The sequence below is a fragment of the Domibacillus sp. genome, from assembly GCF_031181085.1.
In the GTDB taxonomy this organism is placed as follows: Bacteria; Bacillota; Bacilli; order Bacillales; family Domibacillaceae; genus Domibacillus.
The window spans coordinates 271,402-298,017 of sequence record NZ_JAPSLE010000003.1 but is presented as its reverse complement, the minus strand read 5'-3'; the positions used below and the strand labels follow the sequence as shown (position 1 = coordinate 298,017).

Annotated in this window: 28 protein-coding genes; 10 read left to right on the top strand and 18 right to left on the bottom strand. The window is 44.3% G+C overall.

Annotated features, from left to right (window positions below):
- Positions 1-2 precede the first annotated feature (2 nt).
- Positions 3-755, top strand: a complete 753-nt coding sequence (locus RIN81_RS07360) for a cobalamin-binding protein (RefSeq protein WP_309088834.1) — start codon at positions 3-5, stop codon at positions 753-755.
- On the opposite strand, the gene RIN81_RS07355 is transcribed toward RIN81_RS07360, so the two are convergent.
- The 3 genes from RIN81_RS07355 to RIN81_RS07345 form a co-directional block, all read right to left on the bottom strand.
- The gene (locus tag RIN81_RS07355) at positions 752-1,069 is read right to left on the bottom strand and encodes a YuiB family protein (protein ID WP_309088832.1); all 318 of its coding nucleotides are present in this window, start codon (positions 1,067-1,069) and stop codon (positions 752-754) included. The genes RIN81_RS07360 and RIN81_RS07355 overlap by 4 nt on opposite strands.
- Before the next feature lie 250 nt (positions 1,070-1,319).
- The gene (locus tag RIN81_RS07350; protein ID WP_309088830.1) at positions 1,320-1,799 is read right to left on the bottom strand and encodes an NUDIX domain-containing protein; all 480 of its coding nucleotides are present in this window, start codon (positions 1,797-1,799) and stop codon (positions 1,320-1,322) included.
- Between the two features lie 60 nt (positions 1,800-1,859).
- Positions 1,860-3,077 (bottom strand): NAD(P)/FAD-dependent oxidoreductase, encoded by a 1,218-nt coding sequence (locus RIN81_RS07345; protein ID WP_242234152.1) that lies wholly within the window; start codon positions 3,075-3,077, stop codon positions 1,860-1,862.
- Positions 3,078-3,349: 272 nt separating this feature from the next.
- On the opposite strand from RIN81_RS07345, the gene RIN81_RS07340 reads away from it, so the two are divergent.
- Both RIN81_RS07340 and RIN81_RS07335 read left to right on the top strand, forming a co-directional pair.
- On the top strand, positions 3,350-4,303 hold the full coding sequence (locus RIN81_RS07340; protein ID WP_309088828.1) for an NAD(P)/FAD-dependent oxidoreductase: 954 nt from the start codon (positions 3,350-3,352) through the stop codon (positions 4,301-4,303).
- Between the two features lie 51 nt (positions 4,304-4,354).
- The gene (locus RIN81_RS07335) at positions 4,355-4,996 is read left to right on the top strand and encodes an SDR family oxidoreductase (RefSeq protein ID WP_309088826.1); all 642 of its coding nucleotides are present in this window, start codon (positions 4,355-4,357) and stop codon (positions 4,994-4,996) included.
- A gap of 98 nt (positions 4,997-5,094) precedes the next feature.
- Here the strand turns inward: RIN81_RS07335 and RIN81_RS07330 are convergent, their stop codons facing one another.
- Positions 5,095-8,343 carry a DUF6359 domain-containing protein gene (locus tag RIN81_RS07330; protein ID WP_309088824.1) on the bottom strand — a complete coding sequence of 1,083 codons (3,249 nt, stop codon included), beginning with the start codon at positions 8,341-8,343 and terminating at the stop codon, positions 5,095-5,097.
- A gap of 402 nt (positions 8,344-8,745) precedes the next feature.
- Positions 8,746-9,132 (bottom strand): HesB/IscA family protein, encoded by a 387-nt coding sequence (locus RIN81_RS07325; protein WP_309088822.1) that lies wholly within the window; start codon positions 9,130-9,132, stop codon positions 8,746-8,748.
- 146 nt (positions 9,133-9,278) lie between these two features.
- On the opposite strand from RIN81_RS07325, the gene RIN81_RS07320 reads away from it, so the two are divergent.
- The gene (locus RIN81_RS07320; RefSeq protein WP_309088820.1) at positions 9,279-9,965 is read left to right on the top strand and encodes a DUF2225 domain-containing protein; all 687 of its coding nucleotides are present in this window, start codon (positions 9,279-9,281) and stop codon (positions 9,963-9,965) included.
- 52 nt (positions 9,966-10,017) lie between these two features.
- On the opposite strand, the gene RIN81_RS07315 is transcribed toward RIN81_RS07320, so the two are convergent.
- The gene (locus RIN81_RS07315; RefSeq protein WP_309088818.1) at positions 10,018-10,254 is read right to left on the bottom strand and encodes a YuzB family protein; all 237 of its coding nucleotides are present in this window, start codon (positions 10,252-10,254) and stop codon (positions 10,018-10,020) included.
- A 160-nt stretch (positions 10,255-10,414) separates the two neighbouring features.
- Between RIN81_RS07315 and RIN81_RS07310 the strand changes: the two genes are divergently transcribed.
- Positions 10,415-11,482, top strand: a complete 1,068-nt coding sequence (locus tag RIN81_RS07310; protein WP_251269765.1) for an NAD(P)/FAD-dependent oxidoreductase — start codon at positions 10,415-10,417, stop codon at positions 11,480-11,482.
- A 37-nt stretch (positions 11,483-11,519) separates the two neighbouring features.
- On the opposite strand, the gene RIN81_RS07305 is transcribed toward RIN81_RS07310, so the two are convergent.
- On the bottom strand, positions 11,520-12,917 hold the full coding sequence (locus RIN81_RS07305) for an NAD-dependent succinate-semialdehyde dehydrogenase (protein ID WP_309088917.1): 1,398 nt from the start codon (positions 12,915-12,917) through the stop codon (positions 11,520-11,522).
- A gap of 202 nt (positions 12,918-13,119) precedes the next feature.
- Here RIN81_RS07305 and RIN81_RS07300 point away from each other — a divergent pair, with 202 nt between their 5' ends.
- Complete coding sequence (locus tag RIN81_RS07300) at positions 13,120-13,362, top strand: NifU family protein (RefSeq protein ID WP_242234039.1); 243 nt, start codon at positions 13,120-13,122, stop codon at positions 13,360-13,362.
- A 35-nt stretch (positions 13,363-13,397) separates the two neighbouring features.
- Here RIN81_RS07300 and RIN81_RS07295 read toward each other — a convergent pair whose 3' ends face one another.
- Positions 13,398-14,378: a 2-hydroxyacid dehydrogenase gene (locus tag RIN81_RS07295; protein ID WP_309088814.1), complete on the bottom strand. Its 981-nt coding sequence runs from the start codon at positions 14,376-14,378 to the stop codon at positions 13,398-13,400.
- Between the two features lie 122 nt (positions 14,379-14,500).
- On the opposite strand from RIN81_RS07295, the gene RIN81_RS07290 reads away from it, so the two are divergent.
- Complete coding sequence (locus RIN81_RS07290; protein WP_309088812.1) at positions 14,501-15,007, top strand: phosphatidylglycerophosphatase A family protein; 507 nt, start codon at positions 14,501-14,503, stop codon at positions 15,005-15,007.
- 23 nt (positions 15,008-15,030) lie between these two features.
- Here RIN81_RS07290 and RIN81_RS07285 read toward each other — a convergent pair whose 3' ends face one another.
- The 3 genes from RIN81_RS07285 to RIN81_RS07275 form a co-directional block, all read right to left on the bottom strand.
- Positions 15,031-16,536: an FAD-dependent oxidoreductase gene (locus tag RIN81_RS07285; RefSeq protein ID WP_309088810.1), complete on the bottom strand. Its 1,506-nt coding sequence runs from the start codon at positions 16,534-16,536 to the stop codon at positions 15,031-15,033.
- A gap of 87 nt (positions 16,537-16,623) precedes the next feature.
- On the bottom strand, positions 16,624-17,391 hold the full coding sequence (locus RIN81_RS07280; RefSeq protein WP_251269768.1) for a TIGR01457 family HAD-type hydrolase: 768 nt from the start codon (positions 17,389-17,391) through the stop codon (positions 16,624-16,626).
- A complete protein-coding gene (locus RIN81_RS07275) occupies positions 17,388-17,843 on the bottom strand; it encodes a DUF86 domain-containing protein (RefSeq protein WP_309088808.1) in 456 nt (151 codons plus the stop codon). The genes RIN81_RS07280 and RIN81_RS07275 overlap by 4 nt, the downstream gene beginning before the upstream one ends.
- A gap of 73 nt (positions 17,844-17,916) precedes the next feature.
- Here RIN81_RS07275 and RIN81_RS07270 point away from each other — a divergent pair, with 73 nt between their 5' ends.
- Positions 17,917-18,183, top strand: a complete 267-nt coding sequence (locus RIN81_RS07270) for a DUF3055 domain-containing protein (protein WP_242234045.1) — start codon at positions 17,917-17,919, stop codon at positions 18,181-18,183.
- Positions 18,184-18,249: 66 nt separating this feature from the next.
- On the opposite strand, the gene RIN81_RS07265 is transcribed toward RIN81_RS07270, so the two are convergent.
- The 4 genes from RIN81_RS07265 to RIN81_RS07250 all read right to left on the bottom strand — a co-directional run bounded on the left by RIN81_RS07265 (position 18,250) and on the right by RIN81_RS07250 (position 21,157).
- Complete coding sequence (locus tag RIN81_RS07265; protein WP_242234046.1) at positions 18,250-18,564, bottom strand: YutD family protein; 315 nt, start codon at positions 18,562-18,564, stop codon at positions 18,250-18,252.
- Positions 18,565-19,479, bottom strand: coding sequence for a lipoyl synthase (lipA, locus tag RIN81_RS07260; RefSeq protein ID WP_309088805.1), 915 nt, complete (start codon positions 19,477-19,479; stop codon positions 18,565-18,567).
- 164 nt (positions 19,480-19,643) lie between these two features.
- A complete protein-coding gene (locus tag RIN81_RS07255) occupies positions 19,644-20,474 on the bottom strand; it encodes a phosphosulfolactate synthase (RefSeq protein WP_309088803.1) in 831 nt (276 codons plus the stop codon).
- Positions 20,471-21,157, bottom strand: coding sequence for a 2-phosphosulfolactate phosphatase (locus tag RIN81_RS07250; RefSeq protein WP_309088801.1), 687 nt, complete (start codon positions 21,155-21,157; stop codon positions 20,471-20,473). Before RIN81_RS07250 ends, RIN81_RS07255 begins: the two co-directional genes overlap by 4 nt.
- Before the next feature lie 355 nt (positions 21,158-21,512).
- Between RIN81_RS07250 and RIN81_RS07245 the strand changes: the two genes are divergently transcribed.
- Positions 21,513-22,592, top strand: coding sequence for a sulfate permease (locus RIN81_RS07245; RefSeq protein WP_309088799.1), 1,080 nt, complete (start codon positions 21,513-21,515; stop codon positions 22,590-22,592).
- Positions 22,593-22,667: 75 nt separating this feature from the next.
- On the opposite strand, the gene RIN81_RS07240 is transcribed toward RIN81_RS07245, so the two are convergent.
- Positions 22,668-23,924: an MFS transporter gene (locus RIN81_RS07240; protein WP_309088797.1), complete on the bottom strand. Its 1,257-nt coding sequence runs from the start codon at positions 23,922-23,924 to the stop codon at positions 22,668-22,670.
- 132 nt (positions 23,925-24,056) lie between these two features.
- Here RIN81_RS07240 and RIN81_RS07235 point away from each other — a divergent pair, with 132 nt between their 5' ends.
- Complete coding sequence (locus tag RIN81_RS07235) at positions 24,057-24,683, top strand: YitT family protein (RefSeq protein WP_309088795.1); 627 nt, start codon at positions 24,057-24,059, stop codon at positions 24,681-24,683.
- A gap of 134 nt (positions 24,684-24,817) precedes the next feature.
- Here RIN81_RS07235 and RIN81_RS07230 read toward each other — a convergent pair whose 3' ends face one another.
- Both RIN81_RS07230 and RIN81_RS07225 read right to left on the bottom strand, forming a co-directional pair.
- Positions 24,818-24,931 carry a methionine/alanine import family NSS transporter small subunit gene (locus RIN81_RS07230; RefSeq protein WP_309088793.1) on the bottom strand — a complete coding sequence of 38 codons (114 nt, stop codon included), beginning with the start codon at positions 24,929-24,931 and terminating at the stop codon, positions 24,818-24,820.
- Entirely contained in the window at positions 24,932-26,431 is a 1,500-nt protein-coding gene (locus RIN81_RS07225) for a sodium-dependent transporter (RefSeq protein WP_309088791.1), read from the bottom strand.
- Positions 26,432-26,616: the final 185 nt, after the last annotated feature.

Here is a 26,616-nt window from a genome sequence, read left to right as displayed (position 1 = left end):
GAATGAGGATTGTATCGCTTTGCCCAAGCAATACTGAAGTGTGCCAGTATCTTGGTCTGGAAGAGCAAATTGTCGCTGTAGACGACTTTTCCGACTTAGACCGAACCAGGCTTGGCCCTGATTTAGCTATTGATATGAAGAAGCTGGCCGCTCTTCAGCCGGATATGGTGCTGGCCTCGCTCAGTGTACCAGGAATGGAGAAAAATATAGAAGCACTGGAGCAGCTTGGCATTCCGCATATCGTGACAAATCCCCATTCACTTGACGATATCGGACATTCCATTGAGCAAATTGCCGAAGCTTGTGGAACAGATGGAAGAGAAGCTCGAAGCAAGTGGATGCGGGCACTACAGCCGTACAGATCACGTGAATGGACAGACCGTGTGCGTCTTTATTGGGAATGGTGGCCGAAGCCATTATTTACACCCGGAGGCACCAACTGGCTCACCGAAATCAGTACACTGTGCGGCGGAATCAATATATTTGAGGATAGACTTATGCCAAGCTTACAAACCGATTGGGAAACGGTACTGGAAAAAAAGCCGGATGTCATCCTGCTGGCGTGGGTAGGAGTAATGACCAGTAAAGTAAATATCGATATCATTAGAAAAAGGCCTGGATACGAAGAAACACCCATTTTCATTCTGGAAGAAAAAGACTTTTGCCGGCCATCGCCAAACCTGCTTAAAGGAATTGAAGCATTGGACAAGCTTTTACAAAACAAAAAAACGACCTTAAAGAGGCCGCTTTCTTAAAACATTTGATAGCCTTTTGCACGCAGCAGCCGCATAACGAATCCGCTTCCAATAGCGCCTAAAAAACCGCACGATAGAATGGCAATATCGACCGGCTGAAGCCCGATCATCCGCCCGCTGAGAATACCGAATGATTCTCCCGGCTGAAACAAGTAATCAAGTGTGCTGATATTGTCCACAATGGCGATCGTCACAAGCGGATAAATAAAAGCCATAATCCACGTCATGCGCAGCAGCATGTTTAAAATAAACCCAATGCCAAAAAACAGAACAAAAAACAGCAAGGCAGATACAAGTACAACGGCAATATGCATGGAGCCATTCCCCCTATTTATATACATTTAAGTGTACTGAACTGCTTTCAAAAGGTCAATGAACGAAAAAGAGAGAAAACTCGTTATGTTGTGCTTTTAACCAGACAGTAATCCTGCTTTCCACATAAAAAAGCACTGGATACGAGGGGGACGCGTATCCAGTGCTTTATAGAAGTATTTCCTTTTGAAAAGGAAATAAACTTTCCCGGTTTAGTATAACCATTTTCTTTCTTTTTATTCCCTTATCCTCTTACCCAAAAAAGCGGTATGCTGTATAGCCAAACTGCGGACCTGGATCTGAGATATCGAGAGAAGTTAAACCCGGCGCCTCAAATGATTCAATTATGCGGCACAAAAGCACGGACGTATCGGAACTTTCTTGCAGTTCCGAAACGGCCATCCAGCGCGCAGCGAGTAATTCTCTCCCGCATGCTTCCGGCTCTTTTTCTTCTGACGGCATCATATGAAAAACGACCATGGTATCACTGACATCATGTTGAATGACGCCAGACCGAATACCGGCCACCCCGCACACGGATGCTTCAATTCCTGTTTCCTCGCGCACCTCTCGGACAGCGGCTTCATCTACTGTTTCGCCCGCATCCACAAATCCGGCCGGCAGGGACCACTGTCCCTTCAGCCCGCCATATGCTTTTTTCACAACAAGCCAGCGCCCGCGGCTGTCAATAACCAGACCGGCTGCCGCCAGCCATACCTTTCCCCTTTTCATCCAAACGCATCCTTTCTTTCCATAAAAAAAGAGCCTCTTTTAAAGAGGCTCTTTTGCTTTTTACAGGACGTTGAATTTCCCCTTTTTCAAGACGAGTGAAGGGCCGCCGACCATAAATAGTGCGCGGTTATCAATCATTTTCTTCATGAATGAAGCTTTTGTGCCTTTAAGCTTTTTATCGAACACGACACCAATTGCATCGTTATCGCCAAGTGAGCACACTGTACCTTTAATGTTCGGTGTGAAGGATTCAAGGTTCCCTTCGCCTTTCACTAACTTCACAAGGTTTTTCGCAACCGTTTCCCCTTGCTGCATCGCGATTTGCGCCGTTGGCGGGTACGGACGGTTGATTTCCTCGTTGATCACAAGTGAACAGTCACCTAAAATAAAGATTTCGTCATGGCCAGGAGCGCGAAGTTCAGGCGTTACTTTTACGCGTGCACGCATGTTTTCAATGCCTGATTTTTCGATGATACTGCTGCCGCGGACACCTGCTGCCCAAACAACTGTACCTGCTTTGATTTCCTCTGTTTCGTTTTCGCCTTTTGCCACGATAATGCCGTCAGCTGTTGCACCTTTGATCGGTGTACCGATTTTGAACTCAACACCTTTTTTCTCAAGCTGTGCAACCGCATATTTAACAAGCTCAGGGTCAAAACCAGGAAGAACCATAGGTGCTGCTTCTACGCAGTACATACGCACTTTTGAAAAGTCAATATCATATTCTTTGCAAAGCTCAGGAACACGGTTCGCAAGCTCACCAAGGAACTCGATACCTGTAAAGCCGGCACCGCCGACTACAAATGTTAAACGCTCATCATTTTTTTCTTCTTCATTTGCATAAGTTGCAAACTGGAATTCAATATGATCACGCAATTGACGGGATGTGTTTACGTTCGAAATGGTGAAAGCGTGTTCTTTTAGTCCTTCGATTCCGAATGTTTCAGATTCCCCGCCAAGGGCGATCACAAGGTAGTCATACTCTACTTCGCCTGTATCTAAAATGACTTTCTTTTCATCTGTTTTAATATCTTCTACTTCCGCGCGAATAAATTCTACTTTGCTGCGGTTGATGACTGCATCGATATCGTAGCGTACACGATCGTGGTGCATTGTGCCCGCTGATGCCTCATGAAGCCATGTTGTTTCATAGTGGTAATCATTTTTGTTGATGAGCACAATATTTGCTTCATCTACAGATAATGCTTTTTGAAGACGTGTTACAGTAATAAGACCGCCATAGCCGGCGCCTAGTACTACAATTTTCGGCTTTCTCACTGTCATCTTTATCCACCTCTACTAAAAATATTCACGCGAAGAATGTGATAATCTTCACGTATGAGTATAAAAAAATACCTCTTACTTTGTCACAAAATGTTAACAATGTGCATAACTAGTTTTATCATAGACGCTTTGACTGCTTTTTTCAAGTTATTTGGACAAGAAATTTGAAATGAGACTTCCCTTATGGAATTTTGTAAAATAAGACATAATAAAGCAAAGATGGCATATACATCAATCTTATGGCTTTTTAAAAAGGGGGATTATGAGTGAAAGACATTACGATTATCGGGGCAGGTCCTACCGGCCTGTTTGCCGCCTTTTACGCAGGAATGCGCGGTGCTTCTGTTAAAATTATCGAAAGCCTGCCGCAGCCGGGCGGACAGTTATCCGCTCTTTACCCAGAAAAGTTTATTTACGATGTAGCTGCTTTTCCGGCAGTGCGTGCACAGGAGCTGGTTGACCGGCTTGTCGAACAAATGAATCGTTTTCCAGTGGAACTCTGTCTGGAGGAGGCCGTTCAGTCCCTCGAAAAAAATCCAGACGGCAGCATTGTTCTTGGAACAGACAAGGGAAAGCATGAAACCAAAGCGGTGATTGTTACCGCGGGCAACGGTGCTTTTCAGCCGCGGCGACTTGAGCTTGATGGCGCAGATACTTTGCCCAACGTTCATTATTTTGTCAATGACCTTTCCTCTTTTTCAGGCCGTCGCGTCGCGGTTCTAGGAGGCGGTGATTCTGCGGTTGACTGGGCGATGATGCTTGAAAAAACCGCAAAAGAAGTGACCATTATTCACCGGCGTGACAAATTTCGCGCCCACGAACACAGTGTGGACTTGCTTCACAAATCAGATGTCCAGGTTATGACGCCGTTTGTTCCTATATCCTTTGACGGGCAGACTCTTGCGCTTGAGGAAGTGAAAGGCGACCAAAAGAAATCGCTAGAGATCGATGACCTCCTTGTGAACTACGGGTTTATTTCTTCACTTGGCCCGATGAAAAATTGGGGGCTTAACATTGAGAAAAATTCGATTGTGGTCAATTCACGTATGGAGACAAATATCCCAGGTGTGTATGCAGCCGGTGATGTGGCAACATACGCAGGTAAAGTAAAGCTAATTGCCACTGGATTTGGAGAGGCGCCGACGGCCGTTAACAATGCAAAATCTTATATTGATCCGGATGCAAAAGTCCAGCCGCTCCACAGCACGTCCTTGTTTTAATCCCTTAATAGCGGGTAAAGGAATAGGAAACGGAAAAAAGGGTGGTTCACTATGCATGTACTTGTGATCGGTGCAGCCGGTACAACCGGCCGCCTCGTTGTCCAAAGTCTGGCTGAAAATATTCAGCATCACGTTAAAGCAATGGTTCGGAAAACCGACCAGATGGCAGACATGGAACAGCTTGGTGCCAGACCGGTTTTGGCCGACCTGGAGCAGGACTTTAGTTATGCGATGAATGATGTGAACGCGGTTATTTTTGCAGCCGGCTCCGGTTCAGCAACCGGCCCCGATAAAACAACGGCTGTTGACCGTGACGGAGCAATCAAAGCCATTGACCTGGCCGTTTCACATGGTATTGAGCGTTTTGTCATGCTCAGTTCAATGGGAGCAGACCGGCCAGATGCAGGGCCTGAAGCTCTGCAGCATTACCTTCGGGCCAAGCATGAAGCAGATGCTCATTTAATGAAGAGCGGTCTTACTTATACGATCGTTCGTCCCGGTATCCTTTCAAATGAAGCTGGCAGCGGAAAAATTGAAGCAGCTCCCCAAATTGCGAATCGAACGGAGTCCATTGCACGGGCTGATGTTGCTGAAGTACTCGTTCAAAGCCTGCTCGCCCCCCAAACAGAGGGCCGGATCTTTGAAATTGTCAAAGGTACTGTCCCAGTTTCCGAAGCATTAAAAGCCTTATAACATAGAAAAAAACCGGCATGCCCCTGGTATGCCGGCTTTTTTGCTGCAGACGCTTCATCACAAAAAACCGCCTGGCAGCGGCCAAGCGGTTGTACTGCTTAGGAAGCAGCCGGTTTTTTTGTTTTCTTTTCCCGTAAATCTGTCCATTTTTTTACGTTGTCAGCCCCTATAATCTCCACTTCCTGCTTTGTATCGATTTGAACTTCTTTCACTTCTGCATCGCGCAAATCAATAACCTGCCCTTTTTTCGGCGTGGAAACGATAACGGTATTATACTTTAATCCTTCTCCTTGCAGTTTAGCTGAATGCTTTACAATAATGCCTTTGCTAAAACGGGCACCTTCATCAAACTTCAGATGAATCCCCGGCTGTGCAGCCACAAACTGTTTTTTCTCTATCGCCGGCACATAAACGATTTCCGCTTCTGGATAATCTTCTGCAAAGGTCGTCCGGATAACTACCGGATCATGGTCGCTCGCCCGTCCATGCTCCTCCATAAATTGTGAATTGGTATGCACAATATCCACTTCAGTAGAAGCAGCCATATTATTCGTGACCAGAATATGGTCGAGCACCTGTGCATTTCCTTGATAGGAATACGTGAATCGCTCTTCTGCCGGTACTCTTTCAATCATGTTAATCAGCTCATCTCCTTTTACAATAGAAAGAGTCTCGGTAAATTCAAAATCGTTAAAATCACCTAAAAGCACCAGATTCGCATTTGGATCCGCTGACTTTACATCTTCAACAAAGCCATTTACAAGCGCAGCAATTTGCTTGCGCTGGATTTCACTTCCTAAATAAGGAGGCTGATTCTTTCCGAATAACGGCTCATCTCCACCTTTTGAATTAAAATGATTGGCCACTACAATGACCTTTTCACCTTTAAATGTAAATTGAGCAGCCAGCGGCTTACGGCTATTTTCAAACGCTTCATTTTCCGGATCAATCCGGCCAGGATTAGCAGTCAATTTCCCATCTACATAGGCAACCGCTTCTGTCGCGCTTCCTTTTATTCCTTCCGCAAGACTAACACGTTCCGGATTGTACAAGAAGCCAACACGAATGTTACCGCCCGGCTGTCCGCCGTCTTCTTTATTGACTGGCGCCACATCCGTGTACTCATAAGCCGGTCCGCCTAGCTCTTTTATAGCTTCAATCAGTACGGCAGCGCTTTGAGATGCGTCCGTTGTACCAGAATCTGCTGGCCCGTCATTGTCTTGTACTTCTGTTACACCAATGATATCCGGCGACTTCATTCCATTTACAATTCCCATGGCAAGGCGTCTTGTTTTCTCTTCGCCTGAAACCGTTGAAAAGTTTTCGAGATTGTAAGAAGCAATCGTTAGTCCATCTTTCGTTGATGTAAGAGTTGTTTCTTCTGCTTTTACCCCTCCGTCAATCACTTCAGGCACTTCGTCTGCCAGCACTTTAAAGTTACTGTAGCCGTAGCTGACGACACCCGTGACAGGACCGGCAAATGAGTCGCCTGTTTTTGCTACAAAGTCTTCATTATCCAAATCAAGATGAATACGTTCTGGGTTGTAGTCGTCTGCTTCAATCCGAAGAGCACCCGCTGTTGTATTGGTTTCTATATTTTCCGGCACAACCACTACCTCTCCGTATCTCTGCGGAGCAATGATTTTCGGATTATTCACTTGAACGCGCATGCCTTCCATGCTCTCAAAAAAGTCAATGCCGTCCTGCTGTGGATCGAATATGCCAAATTGGTCGTTATCAATCACTTTCATTGGCATCATGCGATCTTTATTCAACACAACCGGTGCCGGCAGCGGCTGTCCGGATGCTTTTTTACTGACAGTACCCGCACTAATTTCCGTTACGGGGAGATCTGTTTGAAGCTTTTCCGCATATCCATCAAGCACCCATTCTTTTACCGTACCATCAACAGAGACAAGATCTCCTTGCGACAACCCGTGGCTCCGCTTGTAAACGAGAATACCTTCTGACGTATTTTCATCCTCATCTACTTCTATGCTCTGCATGTAAAAGTTACTGCTGTCAACGATATGGGTCACGATTCCTTCTACATCTTCAACAGCTAAACCATTATAAGGAGAACTGTGTCCAGCTCCTTGAATATCATGGATGCGAATGTTTTCTTTTTCTATAACGTATGAAAAAGAGGAAACAGCACTGTCATTTAAGCCTTCTTTAAATGCTGCTGCTTGAATCGTTTTGTTTTCATTAATCATGATCGGTTCTGTATAAAGCACGCTTTCTTTTGTCGGCTGAGAGCCATCCAGCGTATAACGAATGTCGGCACCCTCTGTTGGCGAAGACAATGTAACACTCGTTCCTGCTTTAACAACGCCCGCTGCCGGATTGGCCGTTACTGCTCCAGCCTTAGAAGAGTCAGGTTCAATATCCGCTGCATGACGCGGAATTAATTGATAAACGTTGTTGTAAGAGCCGACAACCCCTGTTACCGAATCGTATTTGGTGTTTATGGCAAGAAGTGATGCATCCTGCGGCCTGATTTGAAAGTTATTTCCTTCTTCATCCTTTGCTGTGTAATTGCCGCCTGAAAAACTGGAAACAGAAACGTTGTTGATTGTAACAAGCTCCCCTTCCACTTCTTCTGTAAATTGATCAGCCCTTACGGTTAACGGTGCCGGTACACCGGCCTGGCCGGTTACAGTTACACTGCCGAATGATACGTTAATCTCTAAAAGAGAATTGTAGTCATCAATGCTTCCCTTCACATCTACTACATCACCTAGCTTTACATTCATACCGGAACCATATAAAACAATACCGGCGGTTTCATCCTGAATATATACCGTGCTTCCGAAAACAGCCGTTACTGTACCAGACATCCACACCTTCGTGTTTTCTGCTTTTTGACGCACGTCGGAAATTGGTTCTTTTTTAAGGTTTGACGGCTCCTCAGGCCCTTCTGGTTCTTCGGTTCCGTTATCCAAGAGTTCAATCGACGTTGGTGATTTTAAGCCAGGAACTGCAAAATACGCTTCAAGAGAGCCTGTCACCCGCACTTTTTTGCCGAGGTTTTCTGGATAATCTTTCAAATTAATTCCCTGCCGGAAATTTGTTGTTAATTGCACTGGTAATATTTTAGCTGGATCTGTTTCCCCTGCTTCATCTGCTATACCAATATTTGTATTTTGATAACGTGCAGGATCTGTTGTATAACTGCTTCCTGATAGTGCGTAGCCAACGATATAGCCTTCGACGGTGGCTGTACCCGAGTTATTAGCAATTGCATCCGCCACCGTGATCGATGCGGCGCTCGCTGGAACATGAAACGGAAGTAATGTGCCAATGACGAGTACAAGTGCAAATAAAGCCTGTCCAATTTTTCTCATTTAAAAACTCCTCTTTCATGTAATAGATCGTTCGACAAAAACCACCTTCATTGTAATCTACTTTTTATTTTAAAATATAGACTTTACAGATAATTTAAAAAACTTTAATAAATAGAAAAAACAGGAATAATTTCCTCCTTATTATTGTCCGTTTTATTCATGCTATTTCCTTTTATGTAAGTCTTTTTGTATAAGAATCTTCCTGCTGTCCCATATTAAAGGTAAAAAGCTTTTAGGAGGCAGCAGCTTGTATAATGATTATTGGCTTTTACAATTAATCTTTGCTTTGTTTATTCTGTTTTTCGTCATCATTCCGCTTGTGTCGGTTTGGTTTACGCGAAAAAAGAAATCAAGCCAATAAAAAAGCCTGGCTGCATCCGTAGATACAGCCAGGCTTTTTTATTAGCAGTTTTCCGGTGTTCCCGTTTCTGTTGCTGTCCGGAAAGAGGATCCGCAGCCGCAGGACGCGATGGCATTTGGATTATCAATCGTAAATCCGCCGCCCATCAGCGACTGCTTGTAGTCCACTATCGTTCCCTTCAAAATCGGGGCATCCTTTTTGGCTACCACAATCGGGATACCGTGCTGAAGAAGTTCCATATCGCCTTCTTCTGCTTCAGGCGTAAAACCCATACCGTATGATAATCCACTGCATCCGCCACCATGAACGGCTACCCGCAAAAATGACCCTTCTTCTTCGTTTTGCTTCATCATATCTTTTATTTGAAAAGCCGCAGCTTCCGTAATTGTAACAACTTGTTGATCCGCCAAAGGAATCGCTCCTTTCATTTTCTTTTAGTATACGAGGAATAGAACAAATCCTCAACTGAACCGCTCATTGATTTTTTTATTCAAATTAATTCTTTTTACCTCCAATTCCTGTATAATAAAATAAGTAAAAAGACCTTTATTTTAGAAAAAAAGGAGGTTTTATCATGTCTGATGCCCCATTAATTTATCATAAAATGATGAAGTGTCCTCATTGCCAGCAGTCCTTTAGCATAACGAAAGTTCGTAAAAGTGCTGTTAAAGTCATTGGCCAGGATACGGACTTAAAACCGCTTTATGAAGCGGGAGAGGTAAATCCTCTTTTTTACAATGTGCATGTTTGTATGCATTGCGGCTATTCATTTACAGAGGATTTTACTTCTTATTTTGCACCAGGAACAGCAGAAGTATTAAAAGCTTCGGTATCCGATCATTGGGTCGAGCAGGATTTCAGCGGTGAGCGGTCGCCAGCTAAAGCGATTAAAAGCTATAAGCTCGCTCTTTATTCTGGCGTACTGAAAAAAGAAAAGCATTTAACTTTGGCAGGTCTCGCCCTTCGCACAGCATGGATCTATCGAGACATGGGCCGCAACAAAGAAGAAAAGCGATTTTTGTCTATCGCTGTCCGTGAGTATGAGGAAGCTTTTTCTGTGGAGGATGTAGCACAGAAAATGTCTGAAATTAAAGTGCTCTATCTCCTCGGTGAACTGAATCGAAAGCTGGGACGCATGGAAAAAGCCGTTACCTATTTTTCAAAAGTGATTGAAGGGCAGCGCCAGTCAAACGAAAAACAAATCGTGGAAATGGCGCGTGACCGCTGGCATGAATTACGCGAGCAAATGAAAACGACTTAAAGTGTACATAAGAAAAACCGGCTGCCTTGGACAGCATCCGGTTTTTTAATGTTTAAAACAGCCACGTTTGGTCAATATGTGTATATATATTCGAAACAAGCTCGTCAGGTGTCGCTCCATTGACAACTTCTCCATTTACAAGCGCAAATGGAGATTCCGAGCAGCGTGTACAGTAGCTTAAGCAGCCATATTCGATCACATCCAAGTTCGGATCCCGTTCCAATTTTTCAAATGCTTCCTGCGAACCGCTTGCTAAGTTGCTGACGCAAAACTCAATAATTGGCTTCATTTTATCTTTCACCTCACCCGTTTTATTGTACTATCATTTACGTGCAGAAAAAAGCGTGAAGTTTCGCGAAGTCTGTTGAATAATAGGGCTATCTTCGTTATACTCGGATATGAATAAATGAATACTGTACATATGAATACGAAGCAGAGGGGTCATACATATGAGACATTTAGTTTTGCTTGGAGGCGGATATGGCAATATGCGTGTTTTGCTCAGGCTGTTGCCCAATCATTTGCCGGATGACGTAACGATTACACTGGTTGATAAAGTGCCATATCATTGCTTGAAAACGGAGTATTATGCACTGGCGGCTGGAACCGCTTCCGATCATGAGGTCCGTGTATCTTTCCCAGAGCATGAAAAACTAAATATTATTTACGATGAAATTACAGCTATTCACTTAGATCGAAAAGAAGTTGAGTTAAAAGCAAAAGGCGCTCTTGCTTACGACGACCTTGTTATTGGCCTTGGCTGTGAGGATAAATATCACGGCGTGCCAGGGGCTGAAGAGTATACATACAGCATTCAGTCCATCCAAAAATCGCGTGCCACGTATGAAAAGCTGAACAACATGCCGGCTGGTTCAAAAGTTGGTATCGTAGGTGCAGGTCTTTCTGGAATCGAATTGGCGAGTGAACTTCGTGAAAGCCGTCCGGATCTTGATATTAAATTGTTTGACCGCGGACCGCGTATCTTAAAAGACTTCCCGCAGCGTTTAAGCCGTTACATTGAAAAATGGTTTACCGACCACGGTGTGGAAGTAGTGAGAGATGCAAACATTACGCGTGTTGAGCCTGACCGTATTTACAACCGTGAAGACGAATATCAAATGGACGCTGTTGTATGGACTGCAGGCATTCAGCCGAGCCTTGTTGTCCGGCAGATGAATGTGGAAAAAGACCGCTCTGACCGCGTTGTATTGACGCCTCACCATAACCTGCCCGGCAATGAACATGTTTATGTAGTGGGAGACTGCGCAAGCCTTCCTCATGCACCGAGCGCACAGCTTGCGGAAGAACAAGCAGAACAGATTGTCGATGTGCTTCAAAAGCGTTGGAGAAACGAGCCGCTTCCGGAAAAAATGCCGGAAATGAAACTTAAAGGCGTACTTGGTTCTCTTGGCAAAAAACAGGGCTTTGGTTTTGTAGCGGACCGGGCTATTACTGGACGTGTTGCCCGCTTCTTGAAATCAGGCGTTTTATGGATGTACAAATATCATAACGGATAATAAAAAAACCGGCTCCTTCAGCCGGTTTTTTTTGCTTTTACAATCCAAGCGAAATATATTTAACTTCTAAAAATTCTTCCATGCCGTGATGGCCGCCCTCGCGTCCAAGCCCGCTCTCTTTAAAGCCTCCAAATGGTGCCTGAGCCACAGATGGAAGTCCGTCATTCAATCCGACAATGCCATATTCCAGCCCTTCGCTTATCGCAATGGCTTCTGAAATATTTTCCGAGAACACATAAGCCGCCAGGCCAAATGGTGTGTTGTTCGCGCGCTCTATCACTTCTTCGGTTGTACGGTACGTGGCAATCGGTGCCAGCGGACCGAATGTTTCCTCAACCATACATTCCATCTCATCTGTCACGTTCGTTAGAACAGCAGGCGTAATAAAGTTTCCGTCTGCTTCACCGCCCATTTCAACGACTGCCCCTTTTTCTTTCGCATCTTTTAACTGGTTTTGTACTTTTTCGACTGCATCCGCATCAATAAGCGGGCCAATCGTTATGCCCTCTTCCATTCCATTTCCGACACGTAATTTCGCCACTTCTGCTTTGAACGCCTCCGTAAATTCCTGCTCAATGGATTCATGAACGTATACACGGTTGGCGCACACACAGGTTTGGCCGGCGTTACGAAATTTTGAGCCGATCAAGCCTGTGGCTGCTTTTTGGATATCTGCATTGGCTGTAACAATAAATGGCGCATGGCCGCCAAGCTCAAGCGATACTTTTTTCATTGTATCTGCTGCCTGCTTCATGAGCACTTTGCCGATTTCCGTTGAACCTGTAAAAGTCACTTTGCGCACACGGCTGTCTTCCATCCAGGAGCCAGCCACTGATTTTGAATCACCGGTTACAACATTCAGCACCCCTTTTGGAATACCCGCTTCGTGAGCGAGTTCAACAAGCTTCAGCGCTGTAAGAGGAGTGGAAGAAGCCGGCTTTACTACAGCCGTACAGCCGGATGCCAGTGCTGGTCCGACTTTGCGTGTAATCATGGCTGCCGGGAAATTCCATGGTGTAATGGCCGCGACAACGCCTACTGGCTGGCGTGAAACAAACAAGCGCTTTTTCGGATCGGAGGCGGGAATTGTTTCTCCGTACACCCGCTTTCCTTCTTCTGCATACCATAATATGAAGCTGTTCGCATAATTCACTTCGCCAATGGCTTCCTGAAGCGGCTTTCCCTGCTCCTCCGTCATAATCCGGCCAATTTCTTCTTTATGCTCGTCAATCAGGCGATGCCAATTTCGTAATAATTCGGATCGCTCACCGGCCGTTTTTTGGGACCACGTGCGAAATGCTTCATAAGCTGCATCTACAGCCCGCTCCGCCTCTACAGCGCCGCCTTTTGGTACGGATGCAAAGGTTTCGCCTGTTGCCGGATTCACGACTTGAATTTGTTCATCCGCTGTTACCCATTCACCGTTTATGTACATTTTCCATTCTTTCAAGATAATCCTCTCCTTATTTATGCGTATAGTGTTCTATTGCCCTGACAATCTTTTATAAACACTTTTTCATTCCATACAGCAGTTCTGAGAATAAAACATCCTTTTTCTCTTTCCCTAAAGGAGAAATTGCATTTTCAATTTAAAATCATTATAATATATGTATCGAATCGAAAGGAGCCGATGATTCATGCAAGCACAAGAACAACAAATGTTCAGTGAAGTACAGGAAGTACTTGATAAATTACGTCCATTCCTGCTTCGCGACGGCGGCGACTGCGAACTCGTTGATATTGAAGACGGGATCGTAAAACTTCGTCTGCTTGGCGCGTGCGGCAGCTGCCCTAGTTCTACCATTACACTCAAAGCAGGAATTGAGCGCGCATTGCTCGAAGAAGTTCCTGGCGTTGTAGAAGTTGAACAAGTATTTTAATGATGAGAGCTGATCTTTATAAGATCAGCTCTTTTTTAAAATTGTAATACATCTTTGTTCACAAGCGTTTTGGGCGGACGTTCATCAAATACCGCTTCAATATTGTCACAGCATGTCTGCATCATAGCCAGCCTTGTTTCTTTTGATGCGCTGCCGATATGCGGAAGTGCTACCACATTTTTCATCGATAAAAACGGATGATCAGCGGAAATCGGCTCGCTGTCGAATACATCCAGCCCTGCTGCCGCAATATCACCGGCTTCGAGTGCCTCTATTAGTGCCTGTTCATTGATAATCGGTCCCCGGCTTGCATTGATAAAGATCGCATCTTTTTTCATTTTTTGAAAGTGTTCCCGCTGAAACATGCCCCGTGTATCATCGTTCAGCGGAGCCAGGCAAACGACGAAATCCGCTTCCTCTAGAAGTTCCTCCAAGCTGCGGTACTGGGCACCCAGCATTTCTTCTGCTACTTCATGGCGGCTGCGGTTATGATATAAAATATCCATATCAAAGCCGGCTGCCCTTTTGGCTACAGCGGTTCCGATCTTACCCATTCCAATAATGCCGATTTTTTTATGATGCACATCCGTTCCAACCAGCATCATCGGCGCCCAGCTTGTCCATTTTCCTTCTTTCACAAACTCAGACGCTTCCGTTACCCGGCGTGCTGTTGCTAAAAGAAGCGCGAAGGTCAAATCTGCCGTTGTATCTGTTAATACATCCGGCGTGTTGCAAATGGCCACACCATGGCGGCTGGCCGCATCTAAATCAATATTATCAAAGCCAACGGCCATATTTGCGACCACTTTTAATCGTTCAGCCTGTGAAAGCAATTCCTCATCGACCACGTCTGAAATTACGGTTAACAATGCATGAGCGGAGGCTGCTTTTTCGAGCAGAATTTCCCGCGGCACAGCTCTGTCCTCCTCTGTCCATGTTTCCACCCGGTAAGAAGCAGACAATCTCGCTGTTATTTCATCCGGCACTTTTCTCGTTACGTACACATACGGCTTCACACAGCGTCCCCCATTTCCGATTATTCTGTCTTATTGTATCATTTTCATCTTGAGTATGTCACAATGAAAACGGGTATAGGAACAGCAGTAATACATATAATGATAAAAAAGGTGTGTGGAAGATGAGTATTGAAAAGAAACGCGTCATGAGCATGTCTGAACAAACGGCCCGCCGCTGGATTGCCGAGCGCGGCGTTAAAGTGGATGATATTGCGGAGCTTGTTTTATATTTACAAAAACCTTACCATCCTAATTTGAAGCTGGAAGAAGCAGCAGAGCATGTAGAAGCTGTACTGCGTAAGCGTGAAGTACAAAACGCGATTCTGACCGGCATTCAGCTTGATATGCTGGCGGAGAAAAACCAGCTGGCGGAACCGCTTCAATCCATTATTAAAACGGATGAGGGACTGTATGGTCTTGATGAAACAATTGCCACTGCCATTATTAATGTTTATGGAACAATTGGATTAACAAGCTACGGCTATATTGATAAGCAAAAGCCAGGTATTCTGGAGTTTTTAAATGATAAATCAACCGGACAGGTACACACATTTTTAGATGATATTGTCGGCGCCCTTGCCGCTGCTGCAGCGAGCCGTCTTGCCCACCGTGCTGCCCAAACCGAATAAGCCGCCTTTTACAGGCGGCTTTTTTATTTCTTTTTCAATGGCTGAACAGCCGGCCCTTCCAGCACTTTGCCGTCATAAGAAAATCTAGAGCCATGGCATGGACAGTCCCATGAGCGTTCGGCATCATTCCAGGCTGTTTCACATCCCATATGCGTACACGTGATATCGACAAAATGGCACTTGCCCTGTTCATCCTTGTACGCTCCGGTTTTTTCGCCGCCTACGGTTACGATGCCTCCTTCGCCGGGCTCTAGAGAGTCGGCCTTTTTGTCTGCTCCTTTTAACTTTCCGCTGATCATTTCTTTTGCAACGGCTGCGTTTTGAGAAATAAATGTTTTAATATCGGTCGGCTTCACTTTGGTACGCTTCGGATCATAAACGTCAGCGTACCGGCTGCTGCCCTGTACAATCAAATCGGTTAGCAGCGCGGCGGCCACTGTTCCGCTCGTCATTCCCCACTTGGCGTATCCGGTTGCCAAATAGATTTTTTCATGTATCTGCCCGATATAAGGAACTTGATCCAGTGTGGTTAAGTCTTGTGCGGACCAACGGTAAAGGACTTCTTCAGCTCCAAAATGCTTTTTGGCAAACGCAGCCAGCTCTTTGTAATGATGAGTTGTCTCCTGTTTGCTGCGCCCGGCTGGATGATTTTCCCCGCCAATAATAAGCAGCTGCTCTCCATTTTCCATTCGTGTATACCGGACGGAGCGCGATGGCTGATCCTGGCTGATATACATGCCGCTCTGGAGCGTGTAATCCCCTTTTACCCCAATAGCATAGGACCGTTCCGGATGCAGCTTAGCAAAATAAGCACCGTCAAAGTCATTAAACGGATAATGCGAAGCCACAACAATATGATCCCCGGTAATGAAATGTCCGTCTGTTGTTTTAACCGTCCGTCCATCTATGGACTCTGCCCGTGTATCTTCAAAAATGTGAACCTGCTCCGCCATATCCCTCACAAGCGCTTCTAAAAACTTCACAGGATGAAATTGTGCCTGCTCTCTCATGACGAGTGCTTCTTCTACATGAAAAGGCAGATTCATCCCTGCAGAGACGCCGGCTAAGCCTCCATTTATGCCGAGCTTTTGGTAGGCGGCTGCTTCTTTTTCAAGCGCCGGAAGCATTTCATCGGTTGTAATATACGTGTAAGCATCTTGTTTTGAAAACTCGCACTCAATATCCAGCTCTTTGACCGTCTTCTCTATAAAAGCGATTGCTTCCTCATTTGCTTCGTAATAAAGTCTCGCTTTTTCTTCTCCGAAGGTGCGAATCAGCTTATCATAAATAAGACTGTGCTGAGCGGTAATTTTGGCGGTTGTAAATCCAGTTGTCCCGTCGGTCAATTTCCCTGCCTCAATCAGAACTGCTTTTTTTCCTTCTTTAGCCAGCTTCCATGCCGTTAAAATGCCGGTAATCCCACCACCGACAATGACAACCTCTGCTGTTAAATCGGTTTGCAGCGGAGTAAATGACCGTGGTGCTTCATGGTCTTTCCAATAAGATGTGGTTTTTTTTGGAATATTCATAAGAGCCCCCTAAAAATAGTCATATAGACTTCATACCCTTATGTGCTCATTTTTACCCCAAAAAAAGAAACAGCAATGTGCTGTTTCTTACAATTCCCACTCATTTAAATTTTTTCGTGTGTAAGTCGGCTGGATGTCATACCGCTCCAAAAACTCCGGCTGCGTTACACCCGTATGCACAAGCAGTGTATCAATTCCAATGTTAATACCGGCCAGGATATCTGTATCATAATAATCCCCGATCATAATCGTTTCTTCTTTTGACGTGCCAAGAACTTCCATAGCCTGTTCCATAATAATCGGCTCCGGCTTTCCGATAAAGACCGGCTCTGTTTCAGTTGAAACAGAAACCACCGATGTCAGCGAGCCGTTTCCAGGCAGAAAGCCACGTTCTGATGGAATAGCAATATCGCCGTTTGTCGAAATGAAGCGGGCGCCGTTACGCACAGCCAAGCAGGCACCTGCCAGCTTTTCATATGTAATACCGCGGTCAATTCCTGTAACGACGTAATCAGGGTGTTCATGCGTCACGACTTCAAGGCCTTGCTCTGCAAGCGCCTGCAGGATGCCATCTTCTCCGATCACATACACCGTTGCTCCCGGTTTTTCATCGTGGATAAACTGCGCCGTTGCACGCGAAGTGGTAAATACATTTTCCGGGCGTGTATGAATACCCATTTTCACTAGTTTGTCCGCCACCTGTTCCGGCGTCCGGGATGAGTTGTTCGTCACAAACAAATAAGGAAGGCCCGCAGCATTCAGGCGGTCAACAAACTCTGCTGCTCCCGGAATAATTTGTGTGCCGGCATACATCGTGCCGTCTAAATCGATTAAATAGCCTTTATAACGTGTCATTTCTTTTCTCCTTCTTCCGGTAAAAATGCAGAAACAGGTCCAAGCTCATGTTCCAAATAAGCACGGACACGGTTTGGAAAATCGGCCAATTCTTTTTTATTAGCGATAAATACTGCCGCCAGCTCATCATGCGAAATAGAGATATATTCGCGGACAAGCATTTTCCGAAGAGCGATTACATCTTTTAAAGGAGCAGATTGTTCTGGCAGAATGACATTTTCATCGTCCAGAATATCAATAATGTCATCGTAACTTCCTGGATCACGCATAATAAAGCCGTCGATCATTGCATTGCCAACGTCAATAATCGATTCGACAACGGTTTGGGCGATTCTCTCAAGTGCCGCTCTTTCAATAACTGTTTCCCAGGCTGGCTGAGAGTGGAACAAATCGAGCTGCTGCTCCATAAAGCGAAGCGTTGCTTCTATTTTCTTGCGGTCAATAAAATACACAGGCCATCCATCCTTTCCGCTTCTATTGTATCATGTGGTACAATGGTTGAAAATGTAGAGCGGAGGACAGCACATGAGTGAACGTTTTTTTCTTTATGACGAAAAAGATACGACGGTAACGCGATTTGTCAGCTTTGCCGGCGAACACAGCCGATACGACCTGGCCCTTATGCAGACGGACCGCTATTACGGCAAATCGGTCGTTTTAAACCTGCAGGGAAATACATATGCCATTATCGGCCGCGATGACCTGGAAGAGCCGGGCTATATTGAATATGCGTTTAATATGGGTGAAGAAGAAGCGGCGGAGTTAAAAGAATTTTTATATGAAGTAATTTAACGCTTAAAACAACATGGCGCGATTCATATTGAATCGCGCCCTATAAATAGGCAAACACGCCGCCTATTATTTTCCTTGAGACTCAGCTGGTTTTTTCGGTGCTGCCGCAACAGGCAGCTTTTTTAAAATAAAATAGCCGCATCCGAAGTTGCAGTATTCCAGCAAATAATCACGTATAGTCGAAAACTTGTTGTCGTAGGACGCTTTTTTGTTGTCATCTTCGAAAAACCCTTTGAGCCGAAGCTGTCCATATCCCCAGTCGCCGACAATGTAATCATACTTTGCCAAAATATCACTGTAGCGGGCCCGGAAAGCTTCTTCATTAAATCCTTCCGTCCGCTCCTCGACAATTTCATAGCTTTCATTTTGAATCGTAATCATTTATTGGGCCGCCTGTGCTTCGCCCTCGGCGTGTTTCGCTTTTGCCGCAGCATTAACCTGCTCATCCGCATGGTAGGAAGAACGAACCATTGGACCCGCCTCGCAGTGGCTGAACCCTTTTGACATGGCGATTTCACGCAGCTCGGCGAATTCGTCTGGATGGTAATATTTTTGTACCTTTAAGTGTTTTTTCGATGGCTGCAAGTATTGCCCAATCGTCATAATATCTACGTTGTTCGCACGAAGGTCGTCCATCACTTCAATAATCTCTTCTTTTGTTTCCCCGAGACCAACCATTAAGCTTGATTTTGTCGGGATATCCGGCTGCATTTCTTTCGCACGGCGTAAAAACTCAAGCGAGCGGTCATACTTTGCACGCGCACGAACACGCGGCGTTAAGCTGCGGACCGTTTCGATGTTATGATTTAAAATATCAGGCTTGGCATCCATCAGCATTTGTAAGTTTTCTTCAATTCCGCCCATATCAGAAGGAAGCACTTCAATCGATGTGAATGGATTTTTTCGGCGAATGGCCCGAACCGTTTCAGCAAATACATAAGCACCGCCGTCTTTTAAATCATCACGCGCAACAGCTGTAACAACGACGTGCTTTAAATTCATTTGCACAACCGAATCCGCTACGCGTTCCGGCTCCTGCAGGTCAAGCTCTGTCGGAAGACCTGTTTTTACAGCACAGAAACGGCAGGCACGTGTGCAGACGCTGCCAAGAATCATAAATGTCGCTGTACGGCGGACAGCCCAGCACTCGTGGATGTTTGGACACTTGGCTTCTTCACAAACTGTATGAAGCTGCTTTTCACGCATCATTTTCTTTAATCCTGTGTAATTCTCGTTTGTATTCAGCTTTATTTTCAACCATTCTGGTTTACGCAAGTATTCCTCTTTTGTACTCATTTTTCCATCTCCAATCGGCTTACACTATACCGCTACTTTATCATAATTATCAAGTGCCCGCAAAAGGTGATTTCTTCAAAGCAGGAGAAAATGCGGCCGGCTGTTAAAATAGAAATAAACGAAAAAGCTGCATCCCTTATGTTAAGAGGGATGCAGCTTTTTCTTTATATAAAGAAATCGATACTGTCAGAAGAAACCTTATTTATCTTATACTCTTTTGTCATTATACATCGCTCGTTTAAAGAAAATGTGTCGGACCGCAGCCCAAGCCGTAATGTTTCAAGCGGGATCGCATCAGAAAATGGAATATTAGCGAGGTTCACGTTCGGGCCAGCTATTTGGATAAAAGCAGTCTGTAATTTTTTTGAGGGTGCTTCAAAAATCATTTTTTGCAGATCCATTCCCGTTTCTAGTATTTTATCCACGATTTCCATGCGCATTTCCCCATTACTCCGGCAAATTCCACTTGTGCCGCTTTCACGCGCTTCGGTGATCACTTTTGTTGAACCGGCTTCAATGTCTTCAAGAATCCATTCGACCCATTGAGATGCATTTTGATGCAGAGATTTGTCACTGTCTTTGGCCCCTACTTCACTAAACACAGTAAAATCCTTAGCAAACTCTTTTATATAAGCTGCTTTTTCCCTGTTGGTCATGTCAATTGTGCCGTTTGAGATTTCGATGTACTGGCATCCATGTTTTTGAATAAATTTCTCAAAATCACTCAATTTCTTTTGACTGACAAACTTCTCAAATAACGTGCCGCCAAAAAAGAAGTTCACTTTATTTTCCTGCAGGCAGGCAATTTTCTCTTCCAAATGCTTCGTGACAACCGCTGTTCCCCAGCCAAATTTCACAAAATCAATATATGCTTCTGAACTATTGATCGTATCTTGAAAAAGCTGCAATGGAACCCCGTTATCAATCAGAATGGTGAGCCCATTTCCTCTTGGTTTACTGCTTCTTTTCGGCAGGTTCAGCCCTGTGTCCCTCATACATTCACCCTCACAATTCTTGGTAAATTATTTTTCTGGTTTACTTCCATCACAAAACCAGTGTCCAGCTCTTTCACACACAGGGTAATATCGGCACTTTTAAATTCCGGCCGGTTATCATCAAAAAACTTTTGTGCCGGCTCTGCTTCTCTAATTCTCGAAACTGTTTCAAACGCGGAGCAGTCTTCCTCTCCTTCAATAATAGCTTTCATGTATTCGGCACAGGCAAGATCCTCATCGCCACTCGGATGGGAAGCGATTATATTAATGTCCGCGTTTTTCCCGACAAGCCGGCGAATGTATTGAGCGGTTGTTTTCGCATTGGAAAAGCCCGTTACAAATACATGGCTGGCGTTTAATGCATGTAGCGCAGCTCTTACTCCATTGGTCGTTTTTTGAACGAGAATTTTCCCCTCCACGTTTGCTTCAAGGAGGCTGGCTGGAGAGTTATCAAGGTCAAATCCGGGGATGTAGAGCCCCTTCTCTTCACCAGCCAGCATGTATGTGGGATTTTTTTCTTTTGTTTGAAGTGCAGAATTGATTGTTTCTGCCAGTAAAATTTCCTCTGCCCCTTTTATAAACGCGTAGTGGGCAAAAGTGAACGCACGAATGACGTCAATCACAACATTCACATCGGCACAGCTCAGCTGGTGAGAGTGGCCTTGATAAATTCGGACTGCCATTATCTGCTCCTCTCCTTTTAACGTTTTCCCTGCCTGCTGACAAACCGCTTACGTTAGTATTCATTTGTCTCTCACCTTATCAGCATATAGCTAATTTATTCGTCTATTTTTCAGATGGTTCTTGATTTTTTGCTCCTTTGGGCATATGCTCAGCCTGCTTTTTCCTTTCGAACTCTTTTTCTAAATGCTGAATAAACTGCTTTTAGGAATTTACCTATTGATTGGTTTGTTTCAGGAAGGGGTGCAGCCAGCTGCAGGCACAGCTGCTTGTTTAGGAATGACCCGTACAAGATACTAGTCCAGTGAGAAAATAGAAGGCGGGCGTTACCCGAATGGATAGGAGCGGAACAGGAAAATGATTACCTTATTGGCTTTTCTGGCAGCCCTTTTCTTTGCACTTAATATCGGTGCAAGCGGAGCCGCTGCCTCCATGGGTATTGCCTATGGTTCTGGAGCATTAAAAAACAGGCGGATGGCATTGGTTATTTGCGGAATCGGCGTGCTGCTCGGAGCGGCTTTAGGCGGCGGCGAAGTAGCTAAAACCCTCGGCTCAGGGATTATTCCACAAGAATTGATCAGCATTCACATTTCCTTGATCATTCTTTGCTCGGCCGCTATTTCACTTTTTATCGCCAATATTTCCGGTATCCCGCTTTCCACAAGTGAAGTGACTGTAGGAGCGATTGTTGGCGTTGGGGTGGCGTATAAACAAGTATTTATCAGTACGCTGTTGACGATTATGATGTATTGGATTCTTATTCCGATTGTGGCCTTTTTTTTCGCCTGGCTTTTAAATAAAGGGGTAAAACGAGCAGAAGCCCGGCTGTTGTTTTTAAAAAAGCCGAAATGGATCAAAGTTTTGTCCGTATTAGTGATCGGCACAGGATTTTTGGAAGCTTTTTCAGCCGGTATGAACAATGTCGCCAACTCGATCGGTCCGCTCGCTGCTTCCGGGCTGATCTCTATCCAAAACGGGATTGTGATCGGTGGACTATTTACCGCAGCGGGCGCGCTGCTTCTCGGCGCAAAAGTGATCGAAACAAATGGGAAAAAGCTGACCGACCTGAGCTTGCTTCAAGGAAGTGCGGTTTCAGGTCTCGGCGGGACACTCGTGATTATTGCTTCTCTATTCGGCATTCCTGTTCCACAAACCCAGGTGACCACATGCAGTATTCTCGGTATTGGCTTCTCGGAAGAAGGCGCAAAAATATTTCAAAAAGGCATTATCAGCAGGCTGCTGAAAGTATGGCTCGTGTCTCCGCTTTTTTCTCTAGTTATTTCTTACAACCTCGTTAAACTGTTTTTGGATTTTGATCTTTATGCCATCATCGTAGGTGCTTCTGTTTTTGCAGCTACGGTTGGCTCGATCAGCTTGATTAAGCCGATCGGCCTTGCAAAGCCTGCTTTTCTAAAAGAAGGAAACAAAGGTAAATAAGCCGGATCGTATAAAAATAAAGAAAGGACCGGAACACATATAGATTGTCCGGTCCTGCCAAGACAGGAAAAGTCTTCAGTTTTCGATTTCCTTTACCTGAATAAATTTCATGACAACAAATAGCATAATCAGCCCTAGTACGCCTGCTGTAATATACCCTCCATTTAAAAATTTTGCCATCACGATAGACATCAAAGGTGGGCCTGCTGCTACCCCAGCAAACCGGGCTGCACTGTAAAAAGAGGTAATGGTGCCTCTTTCTTCTTTTTTGATGTTTTCTGTAATAATGGCATCCAGTACAGGCATAACAGCTCCAATCGCCATTCCCAGGATGCTGGTTACCACTAAAAGAAGGATCAGCTGCTTGCTGACAAAGCCAACAAACACCACACTAATAGACGTAACAATCAAACAAACAATAAGGATTTTCCTCATAGTTGGCAAATTCCCTTTGATTTTGCGCCCCACTGTAAACGCCACAATACAAAGCAGGAAAAGCGGAATCGCTAATATAAAACCTTTTTTTATGTCAAAAATTTGATGTACTTTCTCCAAAATGTCCGATAGGTAAAATAACACACTGAATAATACCAAAAACACATAAAATCCTAAAAGAAAAACGGTAAAAAGCCATTTCCCTTCTTTTTTAAGGGTCTTTTTCGTATTACTCACAAATTCCTTGAATTTTTTTGGCTTTTCCTGCTTTCCTTTTGGCACTTTCACAAAGAAAAAAATTAATGCGATCGAGATTAAACTAAAAGCAGAAATTGCAAAGAAGGGCAAAAACCACAAAAAGGCGGCCAGTATAGATCCGAGGATCGGACTTAACACTTTTCCAAATGTATTCGATGTTTCAATGGTCCCTAAACAGGCGCTTGTTTTTTCCGCATTGTCCTTGTAAAGATCTCCCACCAGCGGCAGGATAATAGGCATGGCTCCCGCTGAACCAATCCCCTGCAGAATCCGGCCGATAATAATCCAGGTGTAGGGATCCGCCATTTTCCAAGAGGCAAATCCGGCAATAAGTCCTCCAATCAAGGCAAGAACCAAGCTGGGCAAAATAACTTTTTTTCGTCCAATCCGGTCCGATAAATATCCCGCCAGCGGAATTAAAAAAACAGCAGCAACCGAATAACTTGTAATAATCATACTGGATTGAAAAGAGGAAATACCCACCTTTTTTTCCAGTATTGGCAAAACGGGAATCAGCATAGAATTCCCTAATGTCATGACGAGCGGAATGGAAGCCATACTTACAACACACCATATACTTACTTTCTCAGCCTGTTTCCCCACATGCACACCCCGTTTAATGTTTTTGTAACAGCTCATTAAATGTATGGTCTCCTTACGTATTCTTTTTATACAGTGCCGCATACACTTTAAAAAGGAGGACGAGCACGCCATTTTATACGTAATTGGGGATGATTTTTTCTGAAAACCAACAATAAAAGTTATGCTCCATTGACCTTCCGCGCTTTAGTCAGAAAGTATTTTTTAGTCAGTGTGGGAGCGGTTATGCAGGGCTTCGCTATGGGCGTGTTTTTATTCCCTAACTTTATTCCTTCCGGCGGCGGTGCCGGGCTGACTGTACTGCTGAATTACTGGATGGATATCCCAATAAGCATTGCGCTGTGGCTTGTTAATTCTTCCATGCTTTTATTCGCTGTTCACTATTTAGGGGGCATGAGTGCTTTAGGTACACTGCTCGGCATTACGATTACCTCTATTTCGGTCAACATTTTTAACGTATACCTAGAATCACCCTTTTCAAATGTATGGATTGATTTGTTTTTTGGTTCCCTCTTTTTTGGTACAGGCGTATCCATTTTATTAAGGCAGGGAGTATCAAACGGAGGCGTTGGCGTCATCGCTTTAATTATTGCCAAGTACAGGCGTGTGAATCCCAGTAAACCGCTTTTTTGGATTAATGGTTTTATTTTCTTGATCACAGCTTATGCCATCGCTTGGGAAATCGTCGTCCAAGCCCTTATTTGCCAATGGATGTCCACAAGAACCATTGGCTGGCTGTATACCGTTCCCCGTCCCAAAAATATCCTGACTTTTGATTTTATTTGGCGTAAAAAATAAATCATTCCTCATAAAAATAGGAATGGCTCGCTGTTTACTGTAAATAATATAAAAAGCCGGATTACTTTATCGGTAATCCGGCTTTGATTTTGCAAAGTATTCAGCAGAACAGCGTTTAAATTCGCTTTTTGCTATTATGAATGTTTGTTTTCTTTTGCTTTTTTTACTGCGTGACCAATGCTGGCACCAAGGCCGCCCCAAATGATTACAACACCGACAATCATCATCACAACTGCACTTGCGCTCATTTACATTTCCCCCCTGCCTTGTTTGCCAAACGGTTTAATGATCATCAAAATAACTCCAACGACTAAAGCAGCTGCAGCAACCAGCCAGCCATAAGTAAATAGGAAAGAAGCAGAATAGCTTCCATCTCCGTATGGAGCCGTGATGTTTTGGCGGATATTGTCAAACATCATATAAGCAAGTACGATCGGTGTAACAAATTTTAAGCAGAATTTCCACCATGCACCAAGATGAATATCCGATACTGAATCAGCATGCTGTTTTAGTGCATCAAGTTCTTTGAATACCCAAACGACTAAAATAACTTCGACGAAGCCAGCAAAAACGACACCAAATTGATTGATAAAGTAATCCGTAACATCCAGGAAGTTTAAGCCGCCTTTTGTCGCAAATAAAAGGGAAATAACCGCTGCTAAACCGCCGCCGACAAGAACGGATACTGTACGCGAAATATTAAATTTCTCCTGTAGACCGGCAACAAATGTCTCTACAATAGAGATAAGGGATGTTAGTCCTGCAAGCGTAAGCGAAGCAAAGAATAAGAAACCAAAGAAACCATTCGCAACAGGAAACTCATTAATAATTTGTGGAAACACAGCAAATGCTAAAATAACACCACTTGATACTACCTCATTAACTGGAACACCCTGCTGCTGGGCCATAAATCCAAGAGCGGCAAAAACGCCAAAACCAGCCAGTAATTCAAACGATGAATTCGAAAAAGCAGTAATAAATGCGTTGTTTGTAATATCCGCTTTTTTCGGTAAATAACTAGAGTAGGTGATCATGATGGCAAAACCAACAGATAAACTAAAGAAAATTTGGCCGTAAGCCGCAATCCATACTTTACCGTCTGTAATTTTTGACCAGTCAGGCTGGAAAAATGCATCCAATCCTTCAAGTGCACCTGGCAGCGTCAGCGCACGGACAACAACAATTAAAAATAAAATAACGAGAACAGGAAGCATGACTTTCGTTGCTGCTTCAATTCCTTTTTTAATACCAGAAACTAAGATTCCAAGCGATACAATCCAAATGATCACAAGTGGCAGTAGAACTCCACTGGCAAATCCGCCAAACTGGCCGGCCTCAACTACCTGTAGGTAATCACCGAGCAAGAAGTCTTGCGGTGTTTCACCCCATGTAAGTTTGAAAGAAAAGAATGAGTACGATGTTGCCCAGGCAATAATAACAGAGTAATAGGTAGCGATCACAAACGAGATTGCTAGCTGCCACCAGCCAAGCCACTCTGCTTTTTTATTGAGACGAGTCAGCGTCAGCGGTGCTGAACCCCGATATTTGTGCCCCATTGTGAACTCCATGATCAGAAGTGGAATACCCGCTGTTAATAAAGCAAATAAATAGGGCAGGAAAAAAGCTCCTCCTCCATTTTCATAAGCAACAGCCGGAAAACGCCAAATATTCCCCAGCCCGATGGCCGAGCCAACCGCTGCCATAATAAATCCAGCGCGGGACCCCCATTGTGGACGATTTTGTTCCATATATATGGACCTCCTTGAATGTTCAAAATTTTGTATTTTCAGATAATTTCTGAAGACCATCTTTATTATAATCTTCTTTAAAATATTCGTAAATATCTTTTTTATTATTTTTTTAGAATAATTCAGTTAATTTTTTTCGAATCCGCTTACCTAACAAAAAAGACCTGCATATTTCCCATATACAG